Source organism: Shewanella sp. SW1 (assembly GCF_025653545.1).
GTDB lineage: Bacteria > Pseudomonadota > Gammaproteobacteria > Enterobacterales > Shewanellaceae > Shewanella > Shewanella oncorhynchi.
This window is the reverse complement of sequence record NZ_JAKKSG010000017.1, coordinates 56,333-82,849: the sequence shown is the minus strand read 5'-3', so window position 1 is coordinate 82,849 and position 26,517 is coordinate 56,333. Positions and strand designations below refer to the sequence as shown.

General features: G+C 45.6%; 23 protein-coding genes. 9 read left to right on the top strand and 14 right to left on the bottom strand.

Translation table 11 applies throughout. From position 1 onward, the window contains the following. Nucleotides 1-49 precede the first annotated feature (49 nt). Complete coding sequence (locus L5M71_RS15840) at nucleotides 50-2,071, top strand: methyl-accepting chemotaxis protein (RefSeq protein ID WP_263208658.1); 2,022 nt, start codon at nucleotides 50-52, stop codon at nucleotides 2,069-2,071. Nucleotides 2,072-2,331: 260 nt separating this feature from the next. On the opposite strand, the gene L5M71_RS15835 is transcribed toward L5M71_RS15840, so the two are convergent. From L5M71_RS15835 to rplU, 7 genes are all read right to left on the bottom strand, one after another. Further along, nucleotides 2,332-2,745, bottom strand: a complete 414-nt coding sequence (locus tag L5M71_RS15835; protein WP_106649681.1) for a DUF3718 domain-containing protein — start codon at nucleotides 2,743-2,745, stop codon at nucleotides 2,332-2,334. A gap of 219 nt (nucleotides 2,746-2,964) precedes the next feature. Beyond that, a complete protein-coding gene (folA, locus tag L5M71_RS15830) occupies nucleotides 2,965-3,447 on the bottom strand; it encodes a type 3 dihydrofolate reductase (RefSeq protein WP_263195840.1) in 483 nt (160 codons plus the stop codon). Nucleotides 3,448-3,474: 27 nt separating this feature from the next. Continuing rightward, nucleotides 3,475-3,948: a threonine/serine exporter family protein gene (locus L5M71_RS15825; protein WP_028761533.1), complete on the bottom strand. Its 474-nt coding sequence runs from the start codon at nucleotides 3,946-3,948 to the stop codon at nucleotides 3,475-3,477. Continuing rightward, nucleotides 3,945-4,706 carry a threonine/serine exporter family protein gene (locus L5M71_RS15820; protein WP_113939893.1) on the bottom strand — a complete coding sequence of 254 codons (762 nt, stop codon included), beginning with the start codon at nucleotides 4,704-4,706 and terminating at the stop codon, nucleotides 3,945-3,947. Before L5M71_RS15820 ends, L5M71_RS15825 begins: the two co-directional genes overlap by 4 nt. A 27-nt stretch (nucleotides 4,707-4,733) precedes the next feature. Further along, nucleotides 4,734-5,903, bottom strand: a complete 1,170-nt coding sequence (gene cgtA / locus L5M71_RS15815) for an Obg family GTPase CgtA (protein ID WP_105250000.1) — start codon at nucleotides 5,901-5,903, stop codon at nucleotides 4,734-4,736. 214 nt (nucleotides 5,904-6,117) lie between these two features. Beyond that, nucleotides 6,118-6,372: a 50S ribosomal protein L27 gene (gene rpmA / locus L5M71_RS15810; protein ID WP_006080527.1), complete on the bottom strand. Its 255-nt coding sequence runs from the start codon at nucleotides 6,370-6,372 to the stop codon at nucleotides 6,118-6,120. A 14-nt stretch (nucleotides 6,373-6,386) separates the two neighbouring features. Next, the gene (gene rplU / locus L5M71_RS15805) at nucleotides 6,387-6,698 is read right to left on the bottom strand and encodes a 50S ribosomal protein L21 (RefSeq protein WP_006080526.1); all 312 of its coding nucleotides are present in this window, start codon (nucleotides 6,696-6,698) and stop codon (nucleotides 6,387-6,389) included. Between the two features lie 272 nt (nucleotides 6,699-6,970). Between rplU and ispB the strand changes: the two genes are divergently transcribed. Further along, the gene (gene ispB, locus L5M71_RS15800) at nucleotides 6,971-7,942 is read left to right on the top strand and encodes an octaprenyl diphosphate synthase (protein WP_049821790.1); all 972 of its coding nucleotides are present in this window, start codon (nucleotides 6,971-6,973) and stop codon (nucleotides 7,940-7,942) included. 83 nt (nucleotides 7,943-8,025) lie between these two features. Here the strand turns inward: ispB and ung are convergent, their stop codons facing one another. Continuing rightward, entirely contained in the window at nucleotides 8,026-8,691 is a 666-nt protein-coding gene (gene ung, locus L5M71_RS15795) for a uracil-DNA glycosylase (protein ID WP_263208657.1), read from the bottom strand. A 187-nt stretch (nucleotides 8,692-8,878) separates the two neighbouring features. Here ung and L5M71_RS15790 point away from each other — a divergent pair, with 187 nt between their 5' ends. Beyond that, nucleotides 8,879-9,442, top strand: coding sequence for a Tfp pilus assembly protein FimT/FimU (locus L5M71_RS15790; protein ID WP_263208656.1), 564 nt, complete (start codon nucleotides 8,879-8,881; stop codon nucleotides 9,440-9,442). A 74-nt stretch (nucleotides 9,443-9,516) separates the two neighbouring features. Continuing rightward, nucleotides 9,517-9,837 (top strand): DUF3144 domain-containing protein, encoded by a 321-nt coding sequence (locus tag L5M71_RS15785; protein WP_105250001.1) that lies wholly within the window; start codon nucleotides 9,517-9,519, stop codon nucleotides 9,835-9,837. A gap of 92 nt (nucleotides 9,838-9,929) precedes the next feature. Here the strand turns inward: L5M71_RS15785 and L5M71_RS15780 are convergent, their stop codons facing one another. Then, nucleotides 9,930-10,544 (bottom strand): LysE family translocator, encoded by a 615-nt coding sequence (locus L5M71_RS15780; protein WP_263208655.1) that lies wholly within the window; start codon nucleotides 10,542-10,544, stop codon nucleotides 9,930-9,932. 277 nt (nucleotides 10,545-10,821) lie between these two features. Between L5M71_RS15780 and L5M71_RS15775 the strand changes: the two genes are divergently transcribed. Then, a complete protein-coding gene (locus L5M71_RS15775; protein ID WP_219255264.1) occupies nucleotides 10,822-11,373 on the top strand; it encodes a thioredoxin family protein in 552 nt (183 codons plus the stop codon). Nucleotides 11,374-11,514: 141 nt separating this feature from the next. Here L5M71_RS15775 and L5M71_RS15770 read toward each other — a convergent pair whose 3' ends face one another. After that, nucleotides 11,515-14,091, bottom strand: a complete 2,577-nt coding sequence (locus L5M71_RS15770) for a TonB-dependent receptor plug domain-containing protein (RefSeq protein ID WP_263208696.1) — start codon at nucleotides 14,089-14,091, stop codon at nucleotides 11,515-11,517. A gap of 369 nt (nucleotides 14,092-14,460) precedes the next feature. Here L5M71_RS15770 and L5M71_RS15765 point away from each other — a divergent pair, with 369 nt between their 5' ends. The 3 genes from L5M71_RS15765 to L5M71_RS15755 all read left to right on the top strand — a co-directional run bounded on the left by L5M71_RS15765 (nucleotide 14,461) and on the right by L5M71_RS15755 (nucleotide 19,690). Beyond that, nucleotides 14,461-15,921 (top strand): sigma-54 interaction domain-containing protein, encoded by a 1,461-nt coding sequence (locus tag L5M71_RS15765; RefSeq protein WP_263208654.1) that lies wholly within the window; start codon nucleotides 14,461-14,463, stop codon nucleotides 15,919-15,921. A 172-nt stretch (nucleotides 15,922-16,093) separates the two neighbouring features. After that, entirely contained in the window at nucleotides 16,094-17,566 is a 1,473-nt protein-coding gene (gene ccoG, locus L5M71_RS15760; protein ID WP_263208653.1) for a cytochrome c oxidase accessory protein CcoG, read from the top strand. 522 nt (nucleotides 17,567-18,088) lie between these two features. After that, nucleotides 18,089-19,690, top strand: a complete 1,602-nt coding sequence (locus L5M71_RS15755) for an AMP-binding protein (protein ID WP_263148345.1) — start codon at nucleotides 18,089-18,091, stop codon at nucleotides 19,688-19,690. 97 nt (nucleotides 19,691-19,787) lie between these two features. Here the strand turns inward: L5M71_RS15755 and L5M71_RS15750 are convergent, their stop codons facing one another. The 4 genes from L5M71_RS15750 to L5M71_RS15735 all read right to left on the bottom strand — a co-directional run bounded on the left by L5M71_RS15750 (nucleotide 19,788) and on the right by L5M71_RS15735 (nucleotide 25,213). Next, nucleotides 19,788-21,692: an ABC transporter transmembrane domain-containing protein gene (locus L5M71_RS15750; RefSeq protein WP_263208652.1), complete on the bottom strand. Its 1,905-nt coding sequence runs from the start codon at nucleotides 21,690-21,692 to the stop codon at nucleotides 19,788-19,790. A 218-nt stretch (nucleotides 21,693-21,910) separates the two neighbouring features. Further along, nucleotides 21,911-22,468 carry a heme utilization protein HutZ gene (gene hutZ, locus L5M71_RS15745; protein ID WP_263178475.1) on the bottom strand — a complete coding sequence of 186 codons (558 nt, stop codon included), beginning with the start codon at nucleotides 22,466-22,468 and terminating at the stop codon, nucleotides 21,911-21,913. Between the two features lie 37 nt (nucleotides 22,469-22,505). Beyond that, nucleotides 22,506-23,087: a heme utilization cystosolic carrier protein HutX gene (hutX, locus tag L5M71_RS15740; RefSeq protein ID WP_375539963.1), complete on the bottom strand. Its 582-nt coding sequence runs from the start codon at nucleotides 23,085-23,087 to the stop codon at nucleotides 22,506-22,508. A gap of 35 nt (nucleotides 23,088-23,122) precedes the next feature. Further along, nucleotides 23,123-25,213, bottom strand: coding sequence for a TonB-dependent hemoglobin/transferrin/lactoferrin family receptor (locus L5M71_RS15735; RefSeq protein ID WP_263208651.1), 2,091 nt, complete (start codon nucleotides 25,211-25,213; stop codon nucleotides 23,123-23,125). A gap of 337 nt (nucleotides 25,214-25,550) precedes the next feature. Here L5M71_RS15735 and L5M71_RS15730 point away from each other — a divergent pair, with 337 nt between their 5' ends. After that, nucleotides 25,551-26,447 (top strand): energy transducer TonB, encoded by an 897-nt coding sequence (locus L5M71_RS15730; protein WP_263208650.1) that lies wholly within the window; start codon nucleotides 25,551-25,553, stop codon nucleotides 26,445-26,447. The last annotated feature ends 70 nt before the right edge of the window (nucleotides 26,448-26,517 follow it).

Here is a 26,517-nt window from a genome sequence, read left to right as displayed (position 1 = left end):
AATCGCCCTGTTTTCATTTGGAAAAATATAATAAAAATCGGAGTATCCTATGAAATTTAATGTAGCCACCAGAGTGATTGGCGGTTTTGGTATTGTCACGCTTTTGCTCGTGGTGCTGGGATTTACATCCTACCTCACCAACAACAGCCTAAAAGTCAGCTCTGCTATGATGCAAGAATTAAGCTTACCTGCGCTTAAGTCGACCACTCACCTCAGTGAAACCTTGAGCGAGCAACAAAGACAAATCCTGATTGCTTATCACACGCCTAAATCGGCCAATATTCCCAGTATTCGTAAAGTGTTCGATGATCATGCGACTCAATTTAAAAATGAGATAGCCAATGTCACTCAATTAGTGAAAAGTCAGCCAGCGCTCTCCTCCTTAATCAGTCAATTAAGCGGTAGCTTCTCAACCTTTGAGCAAGACAGCCTTGCCATGATCGCCGAACGTGAAGCTTCATTAAGCAAGCAAGAACAGTTAGTTAATCTAAAGAAAAAACTCGAAAATGCCGCAGATGATGCCTCATCGGAACTGCTCGATATTGTTGATTTAGAAAGCAGTCAAAATCCCGATGAGCAGAGTCTAGCCGCATCAGCCAGCGCGATTGATACTAGCCTCGGGAATATCATCACCACTATCGCAGACTTAGTGACTAATGAAGAAAACAGTAAACACGAACTGATCTCTAAAGAACTGGACTACATTATCAGCGAAACGAAGAATAAGCTTGAATATGTAAATCGTCACGGTCAAAGTATCATCGATGCGGATACTTTAAGCTCAGTCGCTAAAAATATTGAAAAAGTTTTAGCGCTCGTCACCGGTCCGCAATCTATGTTGCAGCTGAAATCGAGCCAGCTTTCCCATGCTAAAGAAGCCACAGTCAAGCTCGGTATTATCGAAAAAGATGTGAAAGTCATTAATTCCAACATGGAGGACGTAAGTAATAACATCGAACTTGTTGCCGCCAACATGAGCAACGACACCATAGCTAAGATTGACTCTGCTAGCATACAAACCATGGTTGTAGTGTTAATTGCCATTGTTGTCGCTGTCATTGTGAGTTTTGCTGTAGTGAATCCGCTCAAACGCTCACTCAGCCAAGTGAACAATGCCCTAAACGTCTTAGCCTCAGGCAACCTTACCCATAAGCTGGATGACTCTGGACACGATGAATTTGCGGAGCTAGCGAAAAACTGCAACCGACTCGTCGATAGCTTGCGCAGTTTGATTATCGGTATCTTGGATAGATCGAACCAACTGGCCGCGGCAGCTGAACAAACGTCGGCAATCACAGCGCAAACGACCTCAGGTATTCAAGAGCAAAAAAGCCAAGTGGACCAAGTGGCCACAGCAACCACAGAACTGAGCTCTAGCGCGCAACAAGTGTCGTTAAGTGCCGATCAAGCCCTTGAGCAAATCAAACAAGCCGACCAAGAAACTCAGCATATGCGCGCCATTGCCGAAGAGAACAAACTGACGATTTTGGCTTTAGCCGATGAAGTCGCAAAGGCAGGCGTTGTGATCAATAAAGTACAGTCTGATAGTGCCTCAATTGGTTCAATTTTGGATGTGATCCGCGGCATTGCAGAGCAGACTAACCTACTCGCCCTTAACGCCGCCATTGAAGCTGCTAGAGCAGGTGAACAAGGTCGTGGCTTTGCGGTGGTTGCCGATGAAGTCCGTAGCTTAGCCTCACGCACTCAGGTATCGACCCGAGAGATCCAACAGATGATCGAAGTGTTACAGCAAGGTGCAGAGCAAGCCGTTGCCGCCATGGATATGGGACGCGCTCAGGCAAATGCCTGTGTTGAAAAAACGGAACAAGCCAACATTGCCCTCGAAACCATTAGCCAGTCTGTACATAAGGCCTACGACTCAGGCACTCATATCGCCCATGCAGCTCAAGAGCAGAATTTAGTGAGTCAGCAAGTGTCTGAGAAACTGGAGCATATTGCTGCCATTTCGGAAGAAACGGCTATCGGCGCAGATCAAACGGCTCAGTCTAGCCATCAAGTTGCTAAATTAGCCGAAGAGCTTCAAGCTTCAGTCGGCGAATTTAGAGTCTAAATTTTAATGATTAAAATCCTCTAAACCAAGGGTCGCTTAGCGGCCCTTTCTTTTGAGCATAATTCACTTCCCCGATCTTACCGAACACTCAGCTTGACCGACTTTACACAAATTAAGGGCATAAAAAATGCCGAACTTAAGTTCGGCATTTATCTAATTCAAGGCAAAGCGTTTAATCCAAAGCGCTTAATACTCGTGAAACTAAGCAGCAAAATAGGCTAAAGTGCCGCTAGTTTGGAGCAACAAGTTCAGCTCAGCGATTACTCTTCTTCGCCGCCCGCTGCAGCGCCAAGACGCTCTTTCACTGCTGCAGTGATAGGACTATCTGCATGACCGTTTGCTTCGGCCCAAGCTTGGATAGTCATACCATCGGCCTCTGCGACACTCAGTTCAGTCACAGACAAACGTTTAGCAACAAACTCACCAGCGTCATTCGCACTCGCGCCGTAGGCAGTACGCAATAGACTTGCACCATCGCAACTGATGCCACTGTAAATCTGACGTAGCTTAACACGGCTTTCTTTTAATTTTTTACGTAGACGGTTTTTATCGTTAGCTTTTACGTAATCGCAAATACTCGCTACGAGTGGGTCAACACCCGCAACAGCAGGGGTTGGTACAGCAATATAGCTAAATCCAATTAACGCAGCCAAGGCCACAGGCATAAGACGCATCCGATACTCCTTAATACTTTCTTATAGTTTTATTATCAATTTTGTATGGGCTGCATCTCGTCTCTAAATAGTATTGATCTCTTAGCTTTAGCTCTTGTTCGAAATCTAGGATAACGGAATAGGCTATCTCTTTCCGTGAAAACTAAATGTCCGATATGATGCAATACGTTAGATAAACTGACGCCCCATACACACAGGGTACACAACAGAAGCTGCAATTTAACATTTTTTTACCAAATTGATAAAGCGATATTCCAAACCAGCCGCATTTATACTCGTCAAAGATTCAGTTTCCTTCCAAGTCCCATCGTCCCAGTGGGGGAAAAATGTATCGCCTTCCACCTCAAGATTGATTTGCGTCAAATATAAGATATCGGCGCAGGGCAATAACTCGGCATAAAGCTGGCCACCACCTATAACCACTAACTCTTCACACTCACCAGCAGCTTGTTTGGCTGCATCAAACGAGGTCACACAGGTCACGCCCTCAATCACAAGATCCGTTTGGCGTGAAATCACTATGTTATGTCGACCAGGAAGGGGCCTACCGATTGACTCAAAGGTCTTACGTCCCATCACAACAGGCTTGCCTAGGGTCATCGCTTTAAAGTGACGTAGATCTTCTGGAAGATGCCATGGCATTTTATTATCTTTTCCGATGACTCGATTGTTTGCCATCGCGGCTATCATAGCAATGCGCATGCTCACTCCTGTTTTATAGAAATAGAATTATTGAATGACGGGGCGGGTCCTGAAATACAGCAAACTCGGCATGGCCAAACCCACGGCTAACGCCCCTAGAATAAAGACGGTTTTGAGGCCATTACTAATCACTTGCCCCGTCAGTTCAGGACTGACTTGAGATTGAGCGGTCAATTGCACTAAGGCAATCACAGTATTAAATGCATAAGTGCCTGGGATCATAGGAATAATCGCGGCGACAGCATACATTAAAGGTGGCGCTAAGTGGCGCTTACCAAACCCTATGGTAATAATCCCTACTAATGCCGCGGCGGCGAAGGTTGCCCACTCGATTGGCAGACCAAACTGTAACATTAAAGTACGGGAACTATGGCCAATGGCTCCCGCTAAAGCGCAGTAAGGAAGAAATCGTTTAGGAACATTAAATACCATAGCAAATCCTACGGCGGGGATGGCAGAGAAAAAAGCATCGTGCAAAAGAGCTATCAATAATTCCATCATAGGAAAATTCCGCCGATCTGCATCGCAATTGTAATCCCTATCACTGAAGAAACGGTCAGCAAAGTTGCATGACCCCAGCGGGATATACCGACATTCATGTGCCCTTTTACCATGTCGGAAATCGCATTAATCATCGGAAAACCCGGCACTAACATCAGCACACTCGCGGCCATAGCAGCCTTAGGAGTTTCACTTAATTCAAACAAATAACCCGTTTGAGCCAGCATACTGGTGACGAAAGCTGTGATGGCAAAATTGACTAATAAATTAAAATGCCGCTTAGCAATTGCTAAACGTACTGACATACCCACTGCCGCGGCAAAAAAAGTAATCACGCATGCAGTGAGATCGCCATTAAATAAATGACAGAAGCTAGCGCACGACAGGCCAATCATGAATACCACTAAGCTAGGAGGATAGGTTTTAGGTTCAATCCGCGCCAAGCGTTTACGCACTTCATTTGGGCCATACAACCCCTTTTCAGCGAGTAAACAGATACGTTGTAATTCACAGACGACTGTCATGTTAATGCCATGCTCACGAATACGACGAGTAGTTGTGATACAGCGACCATGAACCAAACTGGTTAACACGAGGGAATTAGAGGAAATAGAGAGTTCTACGCTGGCAAGACCTAAAGCCTGACCTAGACGCTGGCTGATTTCTTCAACTAAATCAGATTCCGCGCCGTAGGCCAGTAGCAATTGTGCAGCACGCACAACTTGCCGAGTAATATCATTTTGAGTATCAGCGTACACAGAACTCTCAAAACTCAAAGATTACTATTATCTTTGGTAAATAACTTCTACGTCGTAGTCGTCATCATCAAAGTCATCGTCATCATCTTCATCAACATAGTCTTCATTCAATGAATCAAGATTTGCTTGATGATAATTATCCCACTTGAACTCAACTTCACTATCTGGGTCGACTTCATTGTCTTCTGGTGGAAGACTCGCAATGTAATCGAGGAGTTTTAATGCCAACTCACTGGTACCGTCGCGGTTATAGGCGGAGATAGTATAAACATCGCCTTCCCAACCCATTTCTTTAACGATACGATCAACCTTCTCTTGCAGCTCCTCTTCAAGCAGCAGATCGGTTTTGTTAAAGACTAACCAACGTGGCTTACTCGCCAACTTTGGAGAGTATTTCTCAAGCTCACCTACGATAGCGCGCGCAGACTCAACCGGATCGGTTCCGTCAATCGGCTCAATATCTATGATGTGCAGCAGAATACGACAACGCTCAAGATGCTTTAAGAAGCGAATACCTAAACCCGCACCATCGGCAGCGCCTTCGATGAGACCAGGAATGTCCGCAATCACAAAGCTTTGACCAGGACGTGGATTAACCACACCTAAGTTAGGCACCAGTGTTGTAAACGGATAATCAGCCACTTTCGGCGTTGCACGGGAAACCGCACGAATGAATGTCGACTTACCCGCGTTAGGCATGCCAAGCAAACCAACGTCAGCCAGCAGTAACAACTCTAATTTAAGGCTACGAACTTCACCGGGTGTCCCTAACGTCTTTTGACGTGGGGCACGGTTAGTACTGCTCTTAAAACGGGTGTTACCTAAACCATGGAAACCACCTTTGGCAACCAATAGCTTTTGACCGTGGGTTGTTAAATCCCCAAGGACTTCTTCAGTATCATGATCGACCGCGCGAGTACCAACAGGAACTTTTAAGATCAGATCTTTACCGCTATGACCAGTACAATCACGGCCACGACCATTTTCGCCACGTTCAGCCATGTGAAAACGTTCAAAACGGAACTCGATCAAAGTGTTGAAGTTTTCGTCAGCCTGCAGAAAAACACTGCCACCGTCGCCACCATCACCACCATCAGGACCACCATCAGGTACATACTTTTCGCGCCTAAAGCTAACACAACCGCTACCGCCGTCGCCTGCTTCGACCCTAATTACTGCCTCATCGACAAACTTCATACTTACTCCTGGCACCACTGAATGAAGCAATTATACCGTCTAACTTCATTGGTCGCCAAAAAACTCGAGATACTTTGCTCCCAATCTTACCTGTCAATGCTCATTCTTGGTAATCATTTACCAACTCAAGCATCTACACGGCGTAAATAGAAGCACAAAAAACAGAAAGCCCCACCAATGGCGGGGCTTTAACAGTATAAACTAGGTTCGAAAGTTAAGCTTCGATGCTAATAAACTTACGGTTATTAGCGCCTTTAACTTCGAATTTAACTTTACCGTCAGTCAGAGCAAACAGAGTATGGTCACGACCAATACCTACGTTTACACCAGCGTGGAATTTAGTACCACGTTGACGAACAATAATGTTACCAGCTAGAACTGATTCACCGCCAAAGCGCTTAACACCTAGACGTTTACTTTCTGAATCGCGGCCGTTACGAGTAGAACCGCCAGCTTTTTTATGTGCCATGAGTTAGACTCCTATTATGCGTTGATAGCAGTAATTTTAACTTCAGTGAACCACTGACGGTGGCCCATTTTCTTGTCGTGGTGCTTACGACGACGGAACTTAACGATAGTAACTTTATCGCCACGACCGTGACTTACAACTTCAGCAACGACTTTACCGCCAGCTACTAAAGGAGCACCAACATGCACTGTTTCGCCATCAGCGATCAAAAGAACTTGATCGAACTCGATAGTTTCGCCAGTTGCAACTTCTAACTTTTCTAAACGTACTGTGTGGCCTTCAGCTACACGGTGTTGTTTACCACCACTTTGAAAAACAGCGTACATAGCTATTTTACTCCAATTCCTAACACGCGGGCTCATTCTTGGATGAGGCAGGGTGCTACAAAAACTTTATTGACAATGGGCGCGGAGTTTACGCGAAGAATCCAACTCTGGCAAGCCCTAATTAGGAAAGAATAAAAAAAGACCGGATTAACTCTCACATTAGTTGAGCTAGTGCTGTCATATGTCAGAATTTTAGGTAAAATTCATTTCATTATAACACGTGAGCCTAAACAGGGGCCGGGTACGTAATGACCCCACAACCAGAGTCTATTATGGATTTAAACGCTATTCGTCAACTGGCTGACACTGATATGCAAGCAGTCAATCAGCTGATATATAAACAGCTTGAATCAGATGTCGCCCTAATTAATCAATTAGGTTTTTACATTATTAATGGTGGTGGTAAACGTCTTCGTCCTCTGCTGTCGGTTTTAGCCGCACGTGCAGTGAGCTACGAAGGCGAAGCACATCTTAAGCTAGCGGCGATTATTGAGTTTATCCATACAGCCTCATTGCTCCACGATGATGTAGTTGATGAATCGACGTTACGCCGCGGACGAGAAACCGCCAATGCACTGTTTGGCAATAGTGCCAGTGTGCTAGTCGGGGATTTCCTTTATACCCGCTCATTCCAGATGATGACCGAACTTGACAACATGAAAGTGCTCAGAGTGTTAGCTGATACGACTAACGTGTTGGCCGAGGGTGAAGTCTTACAGCTGATGAATTGTAATGACCCAGACACCACTGAAGAAAGCTATATGCGGGTCATTTATTGCAAAACAGCCAAGTTATTTGAAGCCGCTACGCTACTCGCGGGCGTGCTAGCAGGTGCAACGCCTGAGCAAGAAACCGCCTTAGGCAACTATGGTAAGTATCTCGGCACTGCCTTTCAGCTTACCGACGACTTACTCGACTATACCGCCGACAGTGACGAGCTAGGTAAGAATATCGGTGATGACCTTGCCGAAGGTAAACCGACTCTGCCACTCATCTATGCCATTGCCCATGGCACAGACGAAGAGAAACAGCTCATACGTCAAGCAATTGAGCAAGGTGATGGTACTCAGGCCATAGATAAAATCGTAGCAGCACTGCACCATTGCGGCGCGTTAAACTACACCCAACAAAAAGCAATTGAAGAATCAGAGAAAGCGATCGCGGCATTATCTGCTTTACCCGATAGCGACTATAAGCAAGCCTTAGTAACGCTAGCTAAGATTTCGGTCGACAGAAACCACTGATTGCTAACTAATGTAGTTTCGCCCCCAAAATAAAGGTCTTACTCAGTAAGACCTTTATTATTGCTTTAACCGCAATCCTAAAATCAAACCTGCCAAAGGATCGGCGTTTCGCCTCGCTCAAGCAATAATTGATTCACTTGAGAGAAATGCCCACAACCCAAAAAACCGCGATAAGCCGATAAAGGTGAAGGATGTGGTCCTGTGAGCACTTGATGTTGCGGTGCGTTAATAACTTGACCTTTTTTGATGGCATGACTACCCCAAAGCACGAAAATAATCGGCTGAGTCTGCCGATTTAATAATTCCAGCACCGCAGTCGTAAATACTTCCCACCCGGCTTTGGCATGGGAATGCGCCTTGCCTTGCTCAACGGTCAGCACAGTATTGAGCATCAATATCCCCTGCTCCGCCCATGCGGATAAATCGCCATGGGATGGCACAACAAAACCGTCAATATCCGTCGCTAATTCTTTGTACATATTGGCTAAAGATGGCGGTGGTTTTATCCCGCATTTAACCGAAAAACATAAACCATGGGCTTGATCTGGGCCGTGATAGGGATCTTGGCCAATCAAAACCACTCTGACTTGTTCAAGGGGCGTCATACTAAAAGCATTGAAAACATCAACTTCGGGTGGATAAACCACTTTCCCAGCCCTGCGTTCATTGTCAACAAATGCGCTTAGTTGCTGAAAATAAGGCAAAGCTCTTTGCTCATCGATAAATGTTTGCCATGTCGCCTGAGTCACTATTTTACTTCCTCAATTCTATAATCGGGTTAGCTTAAAAGTCCTGTAGTAGTATGGCAAGTTTGCAGACCTTACCTGCCGCTAAGTAATACCACTAAACCTGCTAGGTCTCACGTTAAGACTTTCAATTTAAAACATTCGAAATTAAGTGATATAGTGCGCCCATTCTCGCACACTCTGATACGTAATGATGATCCAACATTCTGATAAATCAATTCAAAGACATCAAACGGGTTTCACCTTAATTGAACTTGTGGTGGTCATCATAGTGCTCGGTATTTTAGCCGTAGTGGCCCTGCCAAAATTTATCAATGTGCAACAAGATGCTCAAATTGCAACAGTTAAAGCGGCAGGCGGAGGCTTTAAATCAGCCATCAATCTGGCACGTTCCGTATGGGCTGTAAAAGTGGGCTCAGGTCCAAAAGAGGATTTACCCGTATTTGGTACGGCACAATCCGAACAAATAGATTTCAACGCCTTCGGTTGGCCAGCACAACACTATATCCATGGCAATGAGGCCTCTCCGGCACTCGATAATGTCGAAGACTGTATATCGGTATGGGAAGTATTATTTCAAAATACCCAGCCGAGTGTCTCGCGCTTGAATATTGATGCGACTGAAACCGACTATAAAGCCAGTTATACCGATCCTGGCCAGTGCACTTATTTGTTTCGAACAAACGATAAACTGTCGATTAATTATGACTCCCACACAGGAGTCGTCATTACCGACACAGATCCCAATAGTTAATGCCTGACGATTCCTTCTTACACCAATTAAGTTAGAATCGAACTTTAATCTGTTACTTTTTTAGAGTGAACGCCATGACCGACACGAGCAGCACCACCATTTACGAACTTGCCGATCAGTTTATTGCCTTAGCCAATCAGCTAAGCCAACAAGAAGCAGATGTAGGTAAAGTTGGCACAGCACTCCGTTTTGCCGCAGCACGTTTTAATGCCTTCGAAGCCGCGATTAAATCAGCGGATCTCGGTGCAGAAAAAGAGAGCGCATTAGAATGGTTTAGCAGTGAATTCAAAGAAATGCTGAGTGACAACTTAGACGACCACATTGCCAATCCACCCATTATCCAAGAAAGTGTGGCAGAAGAAGCTGATAATTCTGTGCAAATGTTTAAAGGCTAATCACGCCTTGATTTAAATGCATAGCCATCAACAAACACGCCATCGATTGATGGCGTGTTTGTTATTTAAAACCAATGATTTTAGATAGATCACTAAAGCGTGTACATCACACGGATCGCCAGCAATATTAATACTACGCCGGATAACTTATCAATTAACCCCGCTTTCTCTCTCAATTTAGGCAACACACTCGAGTGGGATAGCAATAAGGCTATCAAAGTGTACCAAAGACCATCGACCACTAACGGTGTAAAGACAATTAATGCTTTAGCCGTCATGCTGTCGGCGACCATCACAAATTGGCTGAATAACGCAAGAAAAAATAGCATTATCTTAGGGTTGAATAAAGAAATGGCGATACCATCACGGGCGGCAGTTAAGGTATCCGTCGCCTCCCCTGCAGCCAATTTAGCTTGCATACCGCCATTAGAACGCAGCGCTTGAACTCCCATCCAAGCAAGGTATAAGGCACCGAGAATCGCAATGCCATTAAAGACTAAGGGCGCCTTTTTAAGGACTACGGCTAAGCCCAGTAACGTCACCAGCGCATAGATCCCAATCCCTATCGAGTGTGCCCAAGCACAGACGATCCCCTTTCCCCGCCCACCACCTAAAGTATGACGTACTACCATAGTCAAACTTGGGCCCGGCGACATAGCCCCCAAACAACAAATAGCCAATAAACCTAACCAAGTACTCCAACTCATTGATGACACCTTTCGCCGAATAAAAAAGCCCACTGCTGGGCCTTAAACTTGCTTGCTATTCTAACATCGCGCCATCAAGGCGTTAACGCTAATAAATCCATTTTCAATAAATGAACAGTTATTTAAGAGAACCCCAAATGCGATAATCCCATAAATTCACACTGATTTAAGCCGTTAACCGCTAAGATTAGCGCTAACCTAAGTCTTTATAGCCAAACCTTAATACCTAAGCCTTCATCGCTATTATCACAAAGGCGATTCTCAATCAGGAAATTTTATGAACACTATAACGCTGACCAGTATTTTTATTCTTTGCCTATTAATAGGTGCGATCTTATTGCTGCTTTGGCAAAGACAAAAAGGTAAAACCATACCACTGACGGTGATTTTTGTGCTGGGATTTTTCGCCTTAGGACTCAGTGCTATTATTGGATTTGTGCACAAAAGCGAGGATTACCAAGCCTATCAAAAACTACAATGGCACACCTTAGCCCCAGAGAAAATCGCGCCTCTGGTTGCCCAAGGCTATACCGTCTTTGTCGATATTACCTCTGATTGGTGCACCATCTGCCAAACGAATAAAGCGGAAGTCACCCACAGGGAGCAAATTGTAAATGCCTTGATGGCCGACAATATCATTCTGATGCAAGGTAACTGGAGTGAGGCGAATAAAACGATTGAAACCTATATGCGCCACGAAGGAGTGCCCGGCACGCCCTACAATAAAATTTATGGTCCAAGCGCCCCTAATGGGATTCTCTTGCCGTCAAAACTCAGTATGAGTGATGTGTTAAATGGTTTAGTTGCCGCGCAAACGAATCGTAACTAAGCACTAAACCATATTTAGGACGAGTCAAATACGAATAAAAAAGGCTGCATTGCAGCCTTTTTGCTTACTTCACTTCTATTTATAAAAGCCAAATTTCTTGAAAGGTGGGTTAGAAATCGCTTCTATAAATTGGCTTACTCATTAAAAACGGTAATTCACTCGACCATAGTAGAAACCGCCGTTGTAATCGAATGGCCCACTTTCATAATAAACGCCACCGAGTTCACCCAAGGTCCCTTCTTTCAGCTTTTGCGCTTCTTGATCAAATAGATTATTAGCCCCCACCGCCAGCGTTAAGCCATCAAGTAATTGATAGCTCATTTCAAGATCGACGGTCACCGCAGCATCAGCCATTTCAGAGCCCCAATCAGAGGTATCGTCAGCATGAGTCGCATAGTACTCGCCAAAATAGTTACCACGCAGTAACAGGGTTAACTTGTCCCATGACTGTGCCCAAGTTAAGGTGGCACGATGTGCGGGGATACCATCTTCTAAACGGCGAACCTTGCCTTCATCAGTGGTTTCGGGATCGTATTTATCAACGCTGGTATCGGTCCAACCATAAGCAAGACTGAACTTAGCATTACCCGATAGGATTTCCGCATCATAGGAGGCGACGATATCGATACCTTGAGTCGTAGTATCAAAGTCATTGGTGTAATAGCTCACGCCTTGGATCAACTCAGGGAACTCAACCCCTGCGGCACGTAAGGCATCATAATCTGTAGCCTCAACATCAATCTTACTCGACTGTGCAATACGGCCCTCTACGCCAATGTTGTAGTAATCGACCGTTAAGAAGAAGCTTTCGTACTCATATACAGCCCCAATCGCATAACTAATCGACTCTTCTGGCTTTAACACTTCACCACCGTAAAATGCCGCAAGCGGATCGGTTGGGGGGGCAATAAAGGTCTGGATCAATTCACCATCGATGATCGATGTCTGGGTATTCACCACGTTTTCTTGGCCAACCGTTGGAGCACGAAAGCCGGTGCTGTGTGAGGCGCGGAACGACAATTCATCCGTTGCAGAATACTGCAACGTCAATTTGTAATTTAACGTATCACCAAAGGTTGAAAAGTCTTCGTAGCGCAGTGCTAAACCGAGTAACCAGTCATCACTTAAATAAGCTTCTAAATCAGTATAAATACCTATGTTATGACGTGAGTTTTTACCCGCAGACTCTGGGCCAAAGCCTTTAAAACCATGCGCACCAATGTTGAAACCTTGACTAGCATAAGGGCCAGCAATCCACGAGGCTTCATCACCTTGAGAAATCTCAAACGACTCATTTCGCCATTCAAAACCAGAAGCAAAGCTAATGTCTTCAATGCCTCCTAAGGTTATGAAGCGCGAGAAATCGAGGTTAACGGTAGTTTCAACTTGCTCATAAGCCCCCGTATCAAAATCGGTCGGAGTGTCTAATCCTAGTGATGGATTCAACGAATTTTTAAGACCAAAACTGGCTTTGTTACTGCCCGTACCAGCACTGAAATCATAATTCCATTCACCGATATCGCCTTTTACACCTGCGAAGAAGGACATATCTTCAATGGTGCCGGTGAACTGCGGTGTATAACCCCCTGGGAAAATTTGGTTCATGGCAAAGCAATTGGGATCGGCAACCATCGCCTTGTATGCATCAGTGTCGAGTACGTTGCCGTCACTTCCATCAGCATTTTTAGGGATCGGTACGAGTCCACATGTTGATGGATCACCATTTACAGCGCCCACAAGTAAATTCTGGCCATCATCATTGGAATACACATTGCTACGATTTTGCGGGTAACGATAATAGAAGCCTCCCACGGCATCGCGGGAAGACAGATTACCAAAGGCATAGGCATGCATATTGGCATTAATGTCTAAGCCTGAGTTGATGAACACTGAATAGTCATCATTAATTTCAGGATTACCCCACACTTGAGCGGGGTCATTAATCGCGGTATTACCCTGCTCGGCTAAGTTAGCCGCATCAGGACGCTGCACACTACGGCTAGTGGAGTCAGCATTTTTATACTGGAAGCTCAAATTGACGAAGCCATTTTCAGTCACAGGTAAACCGACATCACCTTCGACCGTAGTCGTAGCACCATCACCCTCGTAATATTCTCCTTGGGTCACAGTGATAGAACCACCCTCGGAATTATCTTTTAAAACAAAGTTCATGACTCCGGCAATCGCATCCGACCCATACTGCGCCGCAGCGCCGTCGCGCAACACTTCAACTTGCTTTAATGCAGAACCAGGAATAACTGAGATATCAGGACCTTGAGCGCCATCGTTAATACCACCACCTTGGAACGCAATCACAGATGCACGGTGACGACGCTTACCGTTGACTAGCACTAGCGTACTGTCTGATGGCAAACCCCGTAAATTAACGGGACGAACTAAGGTTGCTGCATCACTAATGGGTTGAGCGCGTGAGTTAAACGATGGCACCGAAGTCACTAACATATCAATCATGTCAGTCGAACCATTCTTTTTAAGGTCGTCACTACTAATAATATCAATAGGAACGGGGGAATCGCCGATTGAGCGTGGCGCAGCACGGGACCCTACAACTGCAATTTTTTCAACGTTCTCATTTTTAACAGCCGTCTCATCTTCTTCTGCTATTGCCTGCGGACTGATTAAACTACCAGACAAGGCTAGAGTAATCGCCAAACTCACTGCACTTAATCCAAACTTCTGCTTCTTTGAGGTCATCATATTCATCCCAACTGCTTATTATTTTTAGAATACCTGACCTGCTTTGTGCGATTCTCGTCCCTAAACCTTGCTACCACGGCCAACACAAAATCACATTACACAAACATTTTTATAACACAAATTAAACAATATCCAATGTTAAATCAGACTTTTGAATGAATATTAGTCATTTATCTTTTATATCAATTTCTTAGATGAAAATATTTTTTAGAGTATGGCACCAAGTAAAATGTACTCGAACGGCAAAAAGTGTGAGCAGAAAAATCACCAAAGGAAAAATGCTTAAAGGGCATAATCAAAAACACGATATATCGCGTCACAGTACTTAAGGTATACTCAGAAAATACCGCCAAAACCAGAGTAAGACAGATGACCAATAAGATTTCAGTCAATAATGAAAAATCGATAGATAAGCATTTCTTACCGGAAAACCAGTTACTGCTCAACGCTGTCGGCGAAGGTATTTATGGATTTGATTTAAGCGGTAATGCGGTGTTTATCAATCCGGCAGCCGAACGCATGACGGGTTGGAAGAATGAAGAGCTACTCGGTAAAAACATCCATAACTGCCATCATCACAGCCATGCAGATGGCAGTCATTATCCCCAAGAGGATTGTCCAATTTACAACACCTTAAAGGATGGGATCACCCGAGAAATCACCCACGATGTATTTTGGCGTAAAGATGGCAGTAGCTTCCCAGTTCATTACAGTTCCACCCCTGTTTACCGTGACAATCAACTGATTGGCGTAGTCGCGATATTTCGCGACATTAGTATTCAAAAACAAACAGAGCAGTCATTACGCCAAGCCCTAGCCCAAGTACAAGCGCTCTCGGAGCGACTCGCCTCTGAAAATCATTATCTACAGGCAGAGTTGGCAGACAAAACGGGTGATGTGGATATTTCGGGTGCCAGTACAGTGATCCGCCATATGATTCAGCAATTGCACATGGTGGCCAATACCGACAGTACTGTGCTCATTTGTGGTGAAAATGGCACAGGAAAAGAACTCGTTGCCCGTAACTTACATCAGCTCAGTCGCCGCAAAGATAAACCCATGATCAGTGTCAACTGTGCCGCGTTTTCGGCATCTTTACTAGAAAGTGAACTCTTTGGTCACGAGAAGGGGGCATTTACTGGCGCCACAAGCCGCCGTAAAGGTCGCTTCGAACTTGCTCATCAAGGCACACTGTTCCTCGACGAAGTCGCTGAACTCAGTTTAGAAGCCCAATCAAAGCTACTGCGAGTCATCCAAGAACAATCCTTTGAACGTCTCGGTGGCAGCGAAACCATTCAAGTGGATATTCGCTTAGTTGCCGCCAGTCACCACGATTTACTCAAGCGAGTCGAACAGGGATTATTTAGGATGGATCTCTATTACCGTTTGAATGTATTCCCTATTCAAGTACCACCACTGCGCGCAAGAATCGAAGATATTCCCGAACTCGTCAGCCATATTCTGCACAACTTGAATCGTAAGCTAGGTAAAAAAATCCGTGGAGTGAGCCAAAAAGGGCTACAAAAACTCATGGCTTATACTTGGCCGGGCAATGTGCGCGAACTGCAAAATATCCTCGAACGCGAAGCCATTCTATCCCAAGGAGATATTCTGCAGATCCACGCTATGCCGAGCAATAATCCCTTAGCTCAAACCCAAGGGCAAACCTTAGCGGAAGTGGAAGCGCTGCATATAGAACAAACCCTTAAGCGCTTAAACTGGCGCATATCTGGCCCACTCGGCGCAGCGAATGTCCTCGGTGTGCCCGCAAGTACACTGAGATCGCGAATGAAAAAACTGGGGATCCAGCGTCAATCGAGTGAAATCTAATTCAAAACGAGCACACTAAAAACGCGATATATCGCCAATGTGTGATATATCGTGATCCGCATTTAGTTCCAATCACAAAATAATCATAAATATCATGATGTTGAGCAAATTAAAACTTGGCCTAGCGCTTGCTATAGGGAGGCGAATCTTATTTAAGCCGTTAGGACCCTTTATGCCCAAGAGCGAAGTTACCCCAAATTCTCCAAGTGTAAATAAGAGTGTGGGCGCGAAACCTGCCTCAGTAGAGCTACACATTCCGGTTAAAAACCTCTCTACTGAAACCGCAGCAAAGAGTCGTCTCCCCTCTGGCAATATCCATTTCCGAGAGCAAAAAGGTGATTTTCAGCGCCTGCGAACCATGATGAATAGCCTATTGATCGTGATGTTTTTCGCCCTGCCGTTTATCTCTATTGATGGCCGCCAAGCAATACTGTTAGATATCAGCCAACAACAGTTTTTCTTCTTTGGTATCACGCTCTGGCCACAGGACTTTACCTTGCTGGCATGGATTTTTATCGCCGCCGCCTTCGGTCTGTTTTTCATTACCGTATTTTGGGGCCGTGTTTGGTGCGGTTACCTTTGCCCACAAACGGCGTGGACCTTTATCTATGTGTGGATAGAAACGCGCATCGAAGGCAGCAGTAATAAACGTAAGCAGCTCGACAAAGCCCCTTGGACTAGCAGTAAAATCGGTAAAAGAAGTGCAAAACACTTACTTTGGGGTCTAACAGCTCTGCTCACTGGCTGTGGTTTTATCGGTTATTTTATTCCCGCCCGCGAACTTTATGCGGACATCTTGACAGGTAATGCCAGCTTCTGGGTGACAAGCTGGGTGTGGTTTTTCGCCATTTGTACTTATCTCAATGCGGGCTGGATGCGCGAGCAAATGTGCTTACATTGCTGCCCCTATTCACGTTTCCAAGCTGTGATGTTTGATGCCAACACTAAAACCGTGACCTATGATGCACAGCGCGGTGAAGCCCGTGGCCCTCGCAAACGTAAACAAGAGAACAATCAAGATAACAATACTTTAGGTGACTGTGTTGACTGTAATTTGTGTGTCGAAGTTTGCCCGACAGGGATAGATATTCGTAACGGCTTGCAATATGAGTGCATCAACTGCGGCGCCTGTGTCGATGCCTGTAATGAGACTATGTTGAAGTTCGATTACAAGCAGAATCTTATCGGCTATATGAGTGAAAATGATCTTAAGGGAGTGAATTACTCCTATTGGCGCTCGCCGCGTTTCTTAGGCTACGGTGCAGCGGTCATTATCATGTTTATCGTCATAGGGTTAGACTTAAATAGCCGCAGCGAGATCCAACTTAACGTGATCCGTGATCGCCAAAGCTTGTACCGTGAAACCTCAGATAATAAAGTTGAAAATACCTATCAGCTGAAGATCCGCAACAAGACACAAGATACTAAGCAATATCAACTCGCCGTCGACAGTGAAATGCCCTTTAGCTTGATTGCCGATCCTATTATTACCTTGGCAGCGGGTGAACAAGTGGACTATCCCGTCACAGTATTAGCCGATAAGGATGCCATCCCCTCGGGGCGCAAAATGATCCAATTCTCGGTGACGGATGTTAAACAACCAACACAACAAGTGAGCCAAGAAACCGGATTCTTCAGTCCTTAGCACTGGGCTTTTAGCGCTTAATATGAGTTACCGTAACATTGGTCATCATCAAATTAACTACCCAATCGGCGCTTGAGGAATCAACTCAAGCGCTGGTTAAAGGCAGAAATTCATCCCCAAATGACAACCTGATCTTTAACGTCTCATACATCGGAATCAAACCTTAAACGCCTACAAAGCTGAAAATTTCCCCGTTAAACGGCGCATAGACAAAGCAAATTGAGCACATTCAATCTTAATCCTTAGAAACATAACGGTTACAAATTTTAAATTGTCTTTCCTTCAACTCTTATTTAGGTTTTGTGGTTCATTAGATAACTAAGATTCTAAGATAACTAAGCTATAGTTAAGCACTTAGCTTTAGAGTAAAAATACTATTTTTTACATAAAGATACCGTTATTGGCATAAAGATGTTTTTCGCGATAAGCATTGACCTCTAGTGCTAACACCCTCTAATCTAAACACCTGTTTAACTCTAAAATAATAACAACTAATAAACATCATCTTTGAGGTAGTTCAGCATGGCATACGATCAAGACTCTCAACTCAAACTAAACTACTCATCACTGGTCGATCTGATCGAGAAAACCAGCCTGCGTTACGGTGATAAACCCGCCTATGCCTGTCTCGGTAAAACCAGCAGTTTTAACGAGATAGAACGCGACTCTCGTTACTTTGCCGCCTATTTACAAAATAAGACCACACTCAAACCGGGCGATCGCATCGCCATTCAATTGCCTAATATCACCCAATTTGTCATCGCGGCCTACGGCGCAATCAGGGCTGGGCTTATCTTAGTTAACACTAATCCCCTATATACCGAGCGTGAGCTCATCCATCAGTTCAATGATTCTGGTGCCAAAGCGATCGTGGTGTTATCCGATCTATTACCGACCTTAGCCAAAGTCATCGACAGCACCAAAATAGAATACGTCATTTCAACCCACCCTTTAGATTTGATCGATCCGCACGTACAGCCTAAGACAGGCCTGAAGAATGTGGAGTTTTGCCAAATTTTAAAACAAGGCGCAGAACTCCCCTTTAGCCGATTTATCTCAAATCTCGACGACCTCTCGGCATTGCAATATACGGGCGGCACCACAGGATTATCTAAAGGTGCCATGTTGACCCACGGCAATATGCTCGCTAATGCGGCGCAGGTAAAATCCCGCATCGCGAGCGTGATCACCGAAGGGGAAGATATCTTCGTTGCACCGCTACCGATTTACCATATTTATGCGTTTATGGTGAACTTAGTGCTGTATTTCGAGTGTGGCGGCTGCTCGGTATTAATTCCAAATCCACGGGATATTAGCGGCTTAATTAAGACACTCGCCAAATATCCCTTCACTGGATTTGCAGGACTCAATACTCTGTTTGTCGCCCTATGCCATCAACCCGAGTTTAAAGCACTCGATTTTAGCCATTTAAAAATCACCATCTCGGGCGGCACAGCACTGACAGCCGCGGCGGCCAACATTTGGCAACAGACGACAGGCAACATGATCAGTGAAGGTTATGGGCTATCTGAAACTTCGCCGGTGATTTCACTCAATGCACCCGGTTATCAAAAACTAGGCACTATTGGTAAACCTGTGATTGGCACTGAGGTTAAACTCTTAGATGAAAACGACATTGAAGTGCCCTTAGGTACGGCCGGAGAATTAGCTGCACGCGGCCCACAAGTCATGCGGGGATATTGGAATAATCCGCAGGAAACCGCCAATGCTATGACTCAAGATGGCTTCTTCAAAACTGGGGATATTGCCATAGCAACAGCGGAAGGTTTCCACCAAATAGTTGATCGTAAAAAAGATATGATCATAGTCTCAGGTTTTAATGTCTATCCCAACGAAGTGGAAAACGTCCTAGCGAGCCACCCTAATGTGATCGAATGCGCCGTGGTGGGAGTAAAAGATGAGCACTCGGGCGAAGCGGTTAAAGCCTTTATCGTGCTAAAGGATGATAGCCAAGATCATCAACAGGCTAAAGAGGCCATTCTAACCTATTGCCGCGAGCAGTTAACCGCCTATAAATTGCCAAAAGTGATTGAATTTATGGCGCAATTACCTAAAAGTACCGTCGGCAAAATTTTGCGCCGCGAGCTAAAAGATAAAGCTTAAAAAACGCATTTAAAGGCAAAGCTAAGAAACAAAAACACAATAAAAGACCCAGTAAGCTAGCCTGAGCGTTTCAGCTAGCAACTGGGTTTTATTTTACCTACACGGTCTCATTCAAGGCGCTGGCATTGGCCTCTTCGGTTAACAATTGCAGACTGGCAAATTCACGATATAACGCATTAGATTGCATTAACTCTTGGTGGCGACCGCTGGCGACAATCTCGCCCTTATCAAACACAAAAATCCTATCGGCATTGATTACCGTCGATAAACGGTGAGCAATAATCAAAGTCGTTTTACCCGCCATCAATACATCCAGCGCTTGCTTCACTTTCTGCTCGCTTACCGCATCTAAAGCGCTGGTCGCTTCATCGAGTAACAATATCGGTCTGTTGGCTAAAATCGCCCGCGCAATGGCAATACGTTGCTTTTGTCCACCAGAAAGCCGCACACCACGCTCACCTAAATAGGTTTGATAACCTTCAGTAAACTCGCTAATAAACTCGTGGGCACGGGCCGCAATACAGGCATCTATCACTTCTTGCTCGGTGGCATCGACTCGACCATAACGCACGTTTTCAAGTACGCTAGTCGCAAAAATTACCGAGTCCTGCGGCACTAGAGCAAACTGCGACCGCAACTCCTGCGGCAGAAGATTAGCAATATCAATACCTTCCAGTCGAATACTGCCAGCGCTAGGCACGTAAAAGCGTTGCAATAACTGGAACAAGGTACTTTTACCCGCGCCACTTGGCCCGACTAAGGCAACCCGTTCACCCGCGGCAATAGCCATATTGAGCTGTTTTAGCACTAAGACATCATGCTTTGGATAGGCAAAATTGAGTCCTTCAATCATTAACTCCCCACTGACCTTGGCGGGCAAAGTCACAGGATGAGTTGCAACGGGAATATCCACTTGCGTTTCAGCCAGTTCGATTAAACGTTCGGCGGCGCCAGAAGCCCGCTGGATCTCGCCTATCACTTCGCTAATGGTCGCTACTGCGCCCGCGACCATGACAGCGTAAAACATAAAGGCAGATAACTCACCGCCCGTCATCTTACCCGCCATCACATCGTGGGCACCGACCCAAGTCACCATAGCAATTGCGGCGATACTTAAAAACATCACGGTTGAGATCAATAAGGCACGGTAACGGATCCGGCCACTGGCCGCAGACATGACATCTTCGACGCGGCGATTGAACAAGCTACGGTCTTTATCTTCATGCCCATAGGCTTGTACCGTATGAATTTCATGAAGTGTTTCATCAACATAAGCGCCGAGATCAGCAACCCTATCTTGGCTTTCCCGCGCCAGCGTACGGACTTTACGGCCGAAAAAGATCACCGGCCCTAACACTAAGGGCACAGCCAACAACACCAGCAATGTCATCTTAACGCTAGTGATACCCATCATGACTAAACCACCAAGCACAGTTACGCTAGAGCGCAGCGCCATGGAAAGACTCGAACCCACCACAGTTTGTAACAAAGTAGAATCGGCGGTAAAACGGGAGATCACCTCACCGGTGCGTACCTTAGCGTAAAAGGCGGGAGAGAGTTTAAGCAGTTGATTGTAAACCGTTAGACGAATATCGGCGCTGACCCGCTCGCCAAGCCAAGTCATCAAGTAGAAGCGGCAAAACACCGCTGTGCCACTGACGGCGGTAATTCCGAGCACTAACAGTATGATTTCATTCAGCCGCTGCGCATTATCCCTTACAAAGCCTTCATCGACCATCAAACGCACACCTTGGCCCAATGATAACCAAGCGAGCGACCCTATCATCAAGCAGATAATCGCCGCGACAACTTTCAGTTTGTAGGGTTTAAGAAAACCCATAATCCAAGGCAATACCGATCTTTGCTGCGCCGAGGTCCGTTTAGCCTTCGATGTATCAGCGCTTGTTGTAGACGTGACTGCAATTAACTTTTCGGGCAATGGCTCAGCCCCCGCTTTAATGGGTTCAGATGATTTGGCGAGTTCGTGTGTCGGCTCGGTCACGGGTGGCATCCTTGAGGTAGGTAAGGCAATTCAAATATAACATCAGCATGAATGGGATCATCTGCAACCGTTAACCGCGCAGCATTACTTAAAGCATATAAGTGAGATGCTACCTCTTGCAGTGGAATTCAAGGGCTGTGTGGTTTTACTCAAGAGAAAAGCATAAAACAAACCCGCAGCGAGTGCGGGTTTGTTTTATTACAATAGCTTAGCGCGGCTTAAGCGACTTGCTTGTTTTCCGGCGTTTTTGGCGTGCCGTGGTGGCCATCGCGCTTCCAATCCACATCTAACAACTCTGCGCCGCTCAGGCTAAATGCTTGGCCAAAACCTTTGACGTAAAGACCCTGATGGGGCGCGAGCTTGTATAAGTTAAAATCGGTTAATGCCGCAAGGTTATCGGACATTTCGCCAAAACGGGCCGACAACACACCAACACCTTTACTGAAGGCGGGCGTATCGCGGGGTACTGCCTCGGCAATCGCATCGAAGGTTAAACGCTTGCGGGCAAAAACCGATTTGGCCGCAGTTTCGTCTTCAACTAACATCACAGAGACCTTAGATGATTGCTTTAAATTATGACCGTGACGGGCTAAGTCACTCACCAAAATATAAAAACCATCATCTGCCAGTGCGAAGGGCGCATAGCTCGCATTCGGCTGGCCATCTGTACCAATGGTGGCTAGTTGTAAGGTCTCGCGCTGCTGTTTAAAGGCTTCGATTTCGGGTAAGAGTTTGTCTCTTAAACGCTGTTCTTGTTCGGTAATTTCAGGCTTCATTTACTGTTTTCCTTAATACTTTTGTTAATGCTGCAATTCAGAGGTGTGATTGCACCGAGGCAAAGGCTGTCGCGAGCGCTTTAAATTGGCGAACTTGCTCAGGAAACAGTGCTCTTTGTTTATCACGGCCTAAATACACTTTGAACACCACCTCACCTTCACTGCCGAAAAAGTTAATCGAATGGCTCTCGCTGCCTCTAAAAGGTCTGCTGATCAAAGCGATACCACTCATGGCATCTAATTTGAGATGACCATGCAAACCGTCCCCCTTGCTGTAGAGGTTGTAATAACCGTGGGCGTATTTTCCCTCGGGGAAATCTCCTTTAAATTCAAATACGCTGCCAGATAACATCACAATAGTGGTTAACTTTCCCCATTTGGGTAAGGCTTGCAGTAATGTATCGAGCTGAGTTAACGGAACAAACACCACTTGTTCGGGCGGCAGCGCTGCAACCACTTCGAGCTCGGCAATGCCTAATTCACTGGCGAGCTGCGCTGGCATTAAATCAGCTTGTTGTTCAAATCGTTGTCGCAATTGCGCCTGTTGCTCACTTAGCTGACGTTGCTCAGAGTTTAAATCTGGCGCGACATTGAGCTCGGTATCGAGTGTCATCTTCATTTTACTGTCTCCAGCGGTAGTGACTATTGAGTGGCTTAGAACATATAGCGCGCCGATAACTTCATATTACGACCCGGTTGATACAAGGTTTGCCACGCTTGTTGATACTTCTCATCACCGATATTTTCGATTGCGAAATCCACTCTCACACCCGCCATCGCGCCCATAGTCGGCTCCCACGCTACATACACATCCCATAGAGTGTAATCGTCGTATTTCGCCACTTTAAAGCCGTCAGGCGTATTCGACTGAGTCGCCACATAAGTGACGCGAGTGCCGAGTTTCATGTCGCCTTCCATAATGCCTTGGGATAAATCGACATTGAACTTATTGGCGGGTATACCTTCTATGTCATCGCCCGTTTGACGATCTTCGCCATGGGTTTGGCCGTAATTCATCGCTAAGCGAGTTTGGCCAATACGGTAACGACCGCTAATTTCAAAACCTGTTAAACGTGCATCTTCAACGTTATTCCATGAGGTCGTTTGCTCGAATCCAGGAATGCCACGCCAAGGATTAGACACTTGCTGCACGATAAAATCGTCCACATCGTTACGGAAAACGTTAAACGTTAGCGCCAGTTCATCATCACCCGCTAACTCACTGAAACGTAAGTCCGCTTTGATTTCTTTATTGCGCGCAGTCTCTGCTTTTAGATCCGAATTCACCGCGAAGGTGTTACATAAACCTTGGGGTAAAAATCCGGGGATTGGCGGGATGCAATAGTGGGTACCACTGGAGAACATTTCCTCTACCGTAGGTGCGCGGAAAGCTTGATCGTAACGGGCACTTAAGGTCAACCAAGGCTGAGTCTGCCACACCAAGCCAAGCGATGGTGATAACTCATTGTCATCTGAGGATAAGTTGAGATTATGGCTGTCATTTTTAAAGCTGTCATAACGCAGACCCGCATCAAGATTTAACGTCTTAGTCAGCTCGATATCCGCACGCGTAAAAGCGCCCCATACTGTGGTTTCGCCATCGATATTCTCTGGACGCTGGCCCACTTGGCCCGAATCATCACGCGTCGTTTGTATGGTATCGCGAAAACCATCGACCCCGTAGGTCAACAGAGTATTACCTAAACGCGAACTGTTATTAAGGTTAATCCCCACAGTGCGGAACTCAGTACTGTCTTGCTGACCTTTCGTAATACGGTCTTCATCGTAGTCGGTACTGTTCCAATACACTTGTATCTTAGTATCCAGATACGGGTTATTAGCAGGATTGAGACTGTAGTTTAGGGTGAGGTTTTGATCGTCAGTCTTGCGGCGCACCAAAGGCACTGAACTACTCACAGCAGCAGAAGGATTGCTCGGTACTAATTCATTGTTTTTGCTGGCTCTTGCAGATAACTCTAACCGTGATGCCTCGTCGGCTTGCCAACCGAATTTAGCTAAACCACTGCTGCCTTGGGATGCACTGTTGTTTAGAGTTTCGTCATTACCGGTTTTTATATTGTTTGAATCGTAATAGGAACCATTGAGTAACCAATCGATGCTGTCTTGTTGACCATAAATAGCGCCACTGGTTTTAGTGCGGGAGCCATTGGTCTCATAACCTTGTTTGAAATAACCACCAAAGGTCTCGTCTGGTGCTAAAAAATCTTGTGCCGACTTAGTATTCTGCGCTACGACGCCACCGAGGGCACCACTGCCCCACAAGCTACTCGCAGGGCCGCGCAGCACTTCGATGGATTTGAGCAACTCTGGGTCCATAAAGTAGGTACCTCTGTGACCAGAGCTGGTATTTTGTCTTGCACCGTCAATTGTTTGCAACACACGATCGCCACTTAAACCACGGATTTCAACCCCTTGAGATGAAGCTCTTGGGCCATTAGTCAACGTAATATTCGCCTCATTTTTAAGGGCATTGGCAACTGATGATGCTTGGGCGACCGTAAGTTGCTCTTCATCCATCACTACCACGCTACGGCTGGTTTCGGAGGCTTTTTCACTGATGCGTGTTGCACTCACCAATACTTCATCAAATTCAGTCGTGACCAGTTTTTTATTCGCATCCTGTTGAACAACGGGCTTAACACTTTCCTCTGCCGCTAACGTAAAACTTAGGGCCGTACCACTCAGTGCTATCGCCATGGCGATCACTAACGGCTTTTTTTCCATCTCTTCATCCTCAAGTGATATTCAGCTGTTTCCGTGCAATTTAATACTGAGCCTAGGCTCTCTTTCCAGACGCCAATCCTTTCGAGATTGAGTCTGTTCCAGATTTGGCCCTTTCGAGATTGAGCCTCTTCCAGATCGAGCCCAAGGCAATCAGTACCCATAAAGTAGGATAAATTGTCGGTTTAGCTGCTTTTTTAAGCGCTCATTCGAGCTATTGCAGGCACTCTACCTGAGATAATAAAATATATCAAATGCAAATCATTATCATTTGCGATCTTGTTTATATTGAGATATCTTAATTAGGAAAATGGCTTTCATTGGAAAAAAAGAGGTTGCTGTGACACCAAAACGATATCTTGCCTTTGGCGCGTTAACGGTTGCCATCCAGACGGGTGTTATCGCCTCCCAACCCGCTATGACTATGCAGCAAAGCGCCCAAACATCGAGCGTAAATCAAGCATCACTCACTCCCAGCGCGAATACTGTCACCCTTAATTTTTCTACAGCGACAAGCGCTGCAAGCAACACGAGTGCAGAGCCCATCAAGCAAACAGACACCAAAGTAGCCACTGTGAACAGTACAGTGCAAAAAAACAGTACAGCGCAAAAAGTATCAACAGCAGAATCTGTCGATAAGGCGGTTATCCCGACAATAGAAAAAACTAAAGCTGATCAGCGAATTGACAGCCAACTCGCCAAAAAATCTTCAGCAACAAAACCCACTGCTAACAATCTTCCGGATACTGCTCCTTTAGCGACGAACGCTTTAGAACCAAGTGCTTTAAATTCAAGCGCTTTAAACCCAAGCGCTTTAGCACATAAGCGACTCGAACAAGTTGAACAACAAACAGAACCCAAAACTGCACAAATGGATTTAATCGCTAACGCAGCCGAAGTTGATGCAAAAGCGACCCCAAATGTAGCCAGTGTAACAACTGACAGTGCCCAAACTAACATAGTGGAATTAGCCAAACCGCTGTTCGCTGCAGCACCACCGCAACCGACTTATCCAAAGATAGCGCGTAAAAAAGGGCTAGAAGGCACCGCAACCATAGAAGTGATGTTTAACGAACTTGGTGAGCAACTGGCACTGACGTTAGTAAAAAGCTCAGGGTTCAGTCTGTTAGATCAAGCCGCCTTAGATGCAGTTGAAAACTGGCAATTTGCGGCGCCAGCGCAAAGGCTAGCGAGTCATTATAAGGTCAGAGTGCCTATTCGCTTCGCGCTCAACTAACAGGCCCAATGTTGCCACTGAAAAGTTAGCTCGTGGAGAATTAGCTCGTGGAGTATTAGCCACCGCACAA